Origin of the sequence: Methanofollis liminatans DSM 4140 (genome assembly GCF_000275865.1) — an archaeon.
Lineage (GTDB): Archaea > Halobacteriota > Methanomicrobia > Methanomicrobiales > Methanofollaceae > Methanofollis > Methanofollis liminatans.
In genome coordinates this window covers 1,388,986-1,395,629 of record NZ_CM001555.1, presented here as the reverse complement: position 1 = coordinate 1,395,629, position 6,644 = coordinate 1,388,986, and the positions used below count along the sequence as shown (strand labels likewise).

Genomic DNA, 6,644 nt, shown 5'->3' with positions numbered 1-6,644 from the left:
GTGAGGGGGATCGAGCGGTGTCTTGCAGAGGGGGAGTTCGTGGATATGCGCCACCTCCTGGATATGACGCGGATCCGCAGGGCAAAGATCGGGATCGCGTATATTTCGGCGATAAAACAGGAGTAAATGGATGTATAGAGTCCTCAGGAGGTCTATCTCTGCCGGGGGCCTGCTGGCCCCATAGACCTGCGATTGGGGTGGGGACGGGCAAACCGAGCCGGCACGTCCATAAATAATTTTTCATGGACGGATGGGCTGCGTGGTCCTTACCCTCCACACTCGGCCAAATCAAGCAGCGCGGGTCGCCGGGTAAGAACACCCCCGGCGCGGGGCAGGCGTTGTGTGCGTGTACGGGAAATGAGGTTCTGCCTCTGCCGGGGGCTGACCGCCCCCAACCCCCCCGCACATGCGATAGGGGCAGGGATGGTCAGCCCACGCCATCTAACCACCCATCATTTTTCATCGACAGATGCTCTACTCTCCCTGCCCTCCAGATCCACGGCAATCGCATGCAGGGATGCGGGGGTAAGAACCCCCGGGCAGAGGCTGGCGTTGTGTGAGCGTACAGGAAATCGAGCAAAACCCTCCCGGGGGCAATCGCCCCCGGCGAGAAGATTGGAGAAGGCGAATGAATCACATCCACACCCCAAAAAGGCGATGGTCTCCACAAAGCATTCTCTTCTCTCCTGTTGTTGTGCGTCCACGTTTTGATGTTGTGAGCGCGGCAGGTGTGGCGCATTCCGGTGCTCCAACCTGACGGATCGGATGAAAAAACCGTTGAAACGCACAATAGTTTTTGGATCTGTTTTGAATGAAGAGATCAATTAAGAAAAGTTATATCTATGAGATTCCAGGGAAGTATTGAATAACAGGCGAGTCACCCCGCAATGTCCCTCCAGTCAAAAGTCCTGCTCATCTACCTGATTATTGCAGCTCTTGTACTGGTGATGATCGGCGGTCTGCTCCCGTCGACCCTGCACGAACAGAACCTCGATGCCATCTCCGACAATACCGAACTTCAGCTCAGGCATATCGAGTTTGCCCTGACGAATTTTATCAGTTCTGCCCATTACGATGTCCATGAACTCTCGTTGAACGAGATCGTCCGCAACCCCGATGACGCCGACTTTACAAATTTCCTGAACGCATCCGAGGAGACGTATCAGTACTCGATCACCGACGAAGAACAGGCAATCATCGATATCCTGAGAGCGTACCAGATATCACACCCCTATGTCAGCTCCGTCTATATGGGGCGTGAAAACGGAGCTTTTGTCAGATCGTACGAACGCGCACGCCCCACGGCCTACGATCCCAGGGAACGGCCCTGGTATATTCTTGCAAAAGAACATCCCGGCGAGGTGATGGTGACGGAACCGTACTCTTCGGTCACAACACCGGATGTCAACATCGGGACCGTGACGGCCCTTCTCGATGAAGACGGGGAGGTATACGGGGTGATCGGGGCCGATATCACCCTTGTCAACCTGACAGAATATCTCGCATCGATCGAAAGCATCGGCAATCAGGAGATGATCCTCACCGACCGCAGCGGAACAATCCTTGCCAGTTATAATACAACCGTGCTCTTCGAAGATATCGGCACCGTCCTCGGCGAACAGGCAGGTTTCTTCCTGGCAACTGAAGAGGGTGTACTCGTCCATGACGGGAGATACCTGATCTACATCACATCGCCGGAACTGGGATGGAAGATCGGGACCTTCATACCCGTCAGCACCATTGAAGAGCGGATCAACGAATCGATCCGGCAGACGCTTTTCTTCGTCATATTGGCCCTTATTCTCCTCAGTGCCGCCACGATCTTCATCCTGAACAGGACCCTCATCCGTCCTCTCTCCAGCCTGACGGCGGTGAGCAGGACCATTGCAGAAACCGGGGATCTCGACCAGACGATCGAGACTGCGGATGCCGGCGAGCTCCGGACGCTTGCCGCCTCGTTCAAGGCGATGGTTGAGCGGATCAGGCTCGAACAGGAGAAGCGGAAACGTGCATACATGGAGCTTGAGGAATACCGCGACCATCTTGAGGAGATCGTCTCGGAACGCACGCGTGAGCTGGCCGCCGCCAAAGAGGCAGCAGAATCGGCGGACAGGATCAAATCGGCCTTCCTGGCAACCATGTCCCATGAACTCCGAACACCGCTCAACTCCATCATCGGGTTCTCCGGCATCCTTCTCCAGGGACTCGCCGGGCCCCTGAACGAGGAGCAGAAGAAACAGCTCGGCATGGTCTCTGAGAGCGCCGATCACCTCCTTGCCCTGATCAACGATGTGCTGGACATCTCAAAGATCGAGGCAGGTCAACTTGCAATCTCTCTTGAGCCGGTGGATGTGGCAGCAGTCCTGAACAAAGCCATACGCACCACAAAGCCGCTTGCAGAGAGGAAAAACCTCACGCTGGAACTGGAATGCGCAGAGGATGTGGGGATGGTGTCGGGCGATCTCAGGCGGATCGAACAGGTGATCTTGAACCTCCTCAGCAATGCCATAAAGTTCACCGAAACGGGATCTGTCAGGGTAGAATGCTCAAAACGAGAGGACATGGTCATGATTCGTGTCATTGACACCGGGATAGGGATACAGCAGGCCGACATCGAGACGATCTTCAAACCTTTCAGCCAGCTGGATACAGGCCTCACACGGCAGTATGAAGGGACCGGCCTTGGCCTATCGATCACCAAGAAACTCCTCGACATGATGGGCGGCACCATCAGTGTCGAGAGCGAACCCGGCCGCGGGTCGGTCTTCACCGTGACCCTGCCGGGTGAGAGGAGGAGCAGATGAAAACCACCATTCTGTATATCGAAGATAATGACCAGAACTTCTACCTGGTGAATTATATCCTGAAGGCCCAGGGCTATGAAGTCCTGAGGGGAAGAGATGGGCGAGAAGGAGTAGCGATCGCCTCACGCACGCCGTTTCATCTCATCCTCCTCGACATCCAGCTCCCGGGCATGGATGGATACACAACAGCCCGGGAACTCCGGAAGATGCCGGAACATGCAGATACCCCGCTCGTCGCCCTCACCTCCTATGCGATGGCAGGCGACCGGGAGAAGGCCCTCTCTGCCGGATGCACGGGCTATATCGAAAAACCCATCAATCCGGAGACCTTTATCCAGGAAATTAAGGCGTACATACTGCCGATCACAGACGGAGACCGTCCGAAATGACACGCGTCCTGATCGCAGATGATATCCAGCAGAACCTCTACCTCCTGGAGTCGATCCTGAAAGGATGTTCTTATGAGGTCATCCCGGCAAAAAACGGTGTAGAAGCACTTGAACTGGCAAAAGAGCATCCACCCGATCTGATCATCACCGATATCCTGATGCCGGTCATGGACGGGTTTGAGCTCTGCCGGCGGTGGAAAGCAGACGAAGACCTGCAGCATATCCCCCTCATCTTCTACACGGCAACCTATACCGACCCGAGGGACGAGCGGTTTGCCATGAACCTTGGCGCCGAGCGGTATATCGTAAAACCGGTGAAACCCGATGTACTCATGGGGATCGTCCGGGATGTCCTGAATGAATCAGAACAGGGGACGTCATCTCCACCTGAACAGACAGAACAGGATGAGATCAAAACCCTGCAGGAATATAATGAGGTCATCTTTCGCAAACTTCAGAATAAAGTCCTCCAGCTCGAAGACCAGATTGCACGATGCAACCAGATTGAAGAGGAGTTGCGTGAAAAAGAGAGGTTCCTGGACAATATTTTCGAGCATATCCCGAATATGGTCTTTGTCAAGGACGCAGACGATCTCCGTTTTATCAGGTTCAACAAAGCAGGTGAAGATTTTCTTGGCGTACCACGTGAGGAGTTGATCGGGAAAAACGACTTTGATCTCTTCCCGCAGGAACAGAGTCTCCGCTTCCTCGAGACGGATCGAGAGGCACTCCAGAAGAACGCACTGGTGGATATTCCCGAAGAGCCTATTCAGACGAGGGCTAAAGGAGAGCGTATCCTTCATACGAAAAAGATCCCGATCCCTGACGAGTCCGGGAACCCGAGATATCTGCTCGGGATCGCCGAAGATATAACAGAACGAATAGAGATTGAAAAGTTCAGGAAAACCACACTCCTCCAGGTGGAGGAGCAGATTCTGCAGCTTGCAATACTGAATGACTCGATTCGAAACCCGCTCACGGTGATCATCGCCCTGGCCTCAATGCATGATGGAGGGGTCTTCGAGCAGATTGCCGGGCAGGCATATGAGATCGATCAGATCGTGAACAGGCTTGACCAGGGCTGGCTGGAGTCGATGAAGATACGGGAGTTCATCAGGAAGCACTATCCCTGAACGCCGGGCACTCACCAGGAGCGATCCTGACCTGCCGTCCTCCACTCATTCAGATTCACCGGGAGCGCCCATCATCCCCGTACCGAAAACAGACCACGACCCTGGCCTCGCCGTCCCCTTCTTCCACGGCGCACCGCCCCCGGCAGCGCGAAAACCGCCGCTCGTAGATCCCGGCATAGGGCCAGTCCGGGTGCAGGGCGTCTGAGGTGACGGCGATCGCCGCCCCGTCCGGGGTGCCGGCGACCGAGATCTTCACCTCCTTCGCCCCGGCGGCGGCGAAGTCCTCGATGAGGGACGTGATGCCGTCGCAGAGCCGTTCGGGATCGGTCATGACCGGCAGGGGGCGGGTGCAGACCTCCAGGCCGACGGCGGTCTCCTCGAAGAGGACGGGGCTTGCGATCCGGGCGGCAAGGGCCGCAAGGAACGCCGATTCGTCCTCCACGGCGGTGACCATCGCCTCATCGAGACGGGAGGGGTCCTTAAAGCCGGTGACAAACCGTTCCAGGCATTCGGCAAGGTCGATCTCCTCCCCGGAAAGACGCTCGTCCAGGCCGTAGACCGTGGAGAGGCAGTCGGTCAGGAGGTGCCGCGCCCGCCGCACCAGGGAGGCGTCGAGCACCGGGTCGCTCGCCCCGGCGCCGAGCGCCCGCTCGATCTTCCCCGCGATCTGCACGGCCTTGAGCACGAACTGGATCTCGAGTTTTTTCCCCGCGCCGACCTCCTTTGCAAAGGCCGAGAAGTTGGTGAGGAACTCGTCGATGGCGTCGTTCTGGAGAAGGTCGCGGTATTTCTCTGCCTCTTCCTCCTCGCCGAGTTCCTCCAGGTAATACGAGAGATAGTACAGCCTGCCCCCGATGACCGAGAAGAGTTTGCCTGCTTCGAGGAGGAGGTCCCGGGCGTAGCAGACCGATTCGTTGAGGCGGACGGGATCGAAGGCGCAGATCCCGTCGAGTTTTTTCGTCTCCCTCTCCAGGGCCGAAAGCGCCCTGAGGGTGTCAGGGACCGTCATCCCGCGGCCGTGGCCGTTCCAGCAATACCCGATCTCGCCGGACGCCAGGATCTGGCGGGCCGACCGGGCCGAGGCGCAGAGGTCGCCGCAGTTCCAGCGGTGCAGCCCGGCGATCCCGGGGCTGGCTGCAAAGAGGATGTCCCCGATGAAGAGGTGCTCCCCTATCCTGACGAAGATGGAGTCAGGGCTGTGGCCGGGCAGATGGTAGACGGTGCACTCCGCCCCGGACGGGAAGGTGATCCGCTGGCGGTGGAGCGCCGTCTCGCCCTCGACCTGCACCCGGTCGGCGGCGAGGCGCACGCTGCGGCCGCGTGCCTCCACGGTCCGCTCGCCCCCGCGGGCCCGGTCGTCGGCGGTGAGGAGGTGGACGTCCACCGGCACCGGCCCGATCTCCCGGCCGTACATCTCGGCGACCGTCAGGTGCGGGTCGCCGCCTTCAAGGGCCACGGCCCCCTCTTCCTGGGCGAGGATCGCGATCCCTGAGGATTCTATCCATTCCCGGTGCCCGATCACCCCGTATGCATGGTCCAGGTGGCAGTGGGTGAGCAGCACGAAGGCAGGGCAGGGGCGCTCTTCGTTCGCCGCCCGGACCGCCGCCGCCAGCGATGCGATCTGGGCCTCGTCGGCGCCGGTGTCGATGACGAGGATCTCTCCCGGCGTTTTCACCACGTAGGCGTTCGAACAGCAGACGTCGGGGTATCGCGTGAACGGGAGTACATACGCCCCGCCGCTTCCCGGGATCTCGATCCAGTCTCCTTCCATCTGTCCACTCATCGCTGAAAGAGGATCGGACCTGCGCGGCAATATGCGCATCGAAAGGTGGCGGGGCGGGGATAAGAACCCGCGGCGCGGGGATGGTGGTGTGTGCGTGTACAGGTAATCGAGCAGCCTCTGCCGGGGGGCCTGCTGCCCCCCGGTCCCCCTGCTGGTGGCGATAGGGGCAGGGACGGGAAAGCCGCGCCAGCTTTGACCCTCAGGATTTTTTCATCGCCAGATGCACTGCTCCTCCCCGTCCCCGCATGTCCGGGGCAATCGCACGCGGGGGTCCGGGGGTGCAACCCCCGGGCAGAGGCGCCCTTCTCTATTCGTTCTATCGTCTCTTCGGATTGAGAACGTGAGAGTTCTTGATAACCGAGCAGCCCTTGCCGGGGGGCCTGCTGCCCCCCGACCCCCCCGCCGATTGCGATTGGGGCAGGGATGGAAAAGACACTCCAGCACGCCCATCCATCAATTTTCATCAGGAGATGCACCGCTCCTCCCCGTCCTCGCATGTTCGGGGCAATCGCACGCGGGGGTCCAGGGGTGGCAC

General features: G+C 58.8%; 4 protein-coding genes. 3 read left to right on the top strand and 1 reads right to left on the bottom strand.

Annotated features, from left to right (window positions below; all coding sequences use genetic code 11):
• The first annotated feature begins 887 nt into the window (after positions 1–887).
• The 3 genes from METLI_RS06895 to METLI_RS12425 are packed head-to-tail and all read left to right on the top strand — an operon-like array spanning position 888 to position 4,326.
• Positions 888–2,804, top strand: coding sequence for a sensor histidine kinase (locus METLI_RS06895; protein ID WP_004039109.1), 1,917 nt, complete (start codon positions 888–890; stop codon positions 2,802–2,804).
• Positions 2,801–3,193 (top strand): response regulator, encoded by a 393-nt coding sequence (locus METLI_RS06890; RefSeq protein ID WP_004039108.1) that lies wholly within the window; start codon positions 2,801–2,803, stop codon positions 3,191–3,193. The genes METLI_RS06895 and METLI_RS06890 overlap by 4 nt, the downstream gene beginning before the upstream one ends.
• Positions 3,190–4,326, top strand: coding sequence for a response regulator (locus METLI_RS12425; protein WP_004039107.1), 1,137 nt, complete (start codon positions 3,190–3,192; stop codon positions 4,324–4,326). Before METLI_RS06890 ends, METLI_RS12425 begins: the two co-directional genes overlap by 4 nt.
• A 55-nt stretch (positions 4,327–4,381) precedes the next feature.
• On the opposite strand, the gene METLI_RS06880 is transcribed toward METLI_RS12425, so the two are convergent.
• Entirely contained in the window at positions 4,382–6,097 is a 1,716-nt protein-coding gene (locus METLI_RS06880) for an MBL fold metallo-hydrolase (RefSeq protein ID WP_157203319.1), read from the bottom strand.
• Between the last annotated feature and the right edge of the window lie 547 nt (positions 6,098–6,644).

Bases quoted from the DNA above. Each gene is read 5' to 3' on its own strand.
- METLI_RS06895 (WP_004039109.1), top strand. From the start codon at position 888: ATGTCCCTCCAGTCAAAAGTCCTGCTCATCTACCTGATTATTGCAGCT.
- METLI_RS06890 (WP_004039108.1), top strand. From the start codon at position 2,801: ATGAAAACCACCATTCTGTATATCGAAGATAATGACCAGAACTTCTAC.
- METLI_RS12425 (WP_004039107.1), top strand. From the start codon at position 3,190: ATGACACGCGTCCTGATCGCAGATGATATCCAGCAGAACCTCTACCTC.
- METLI_RS06880 (WP_157203319.1), bottom strand. From the start codon at position 6,097: ATGGAAGGAGACTGGATCGAGATCCCGGGAAGCGGCGGGGCGTATGTA.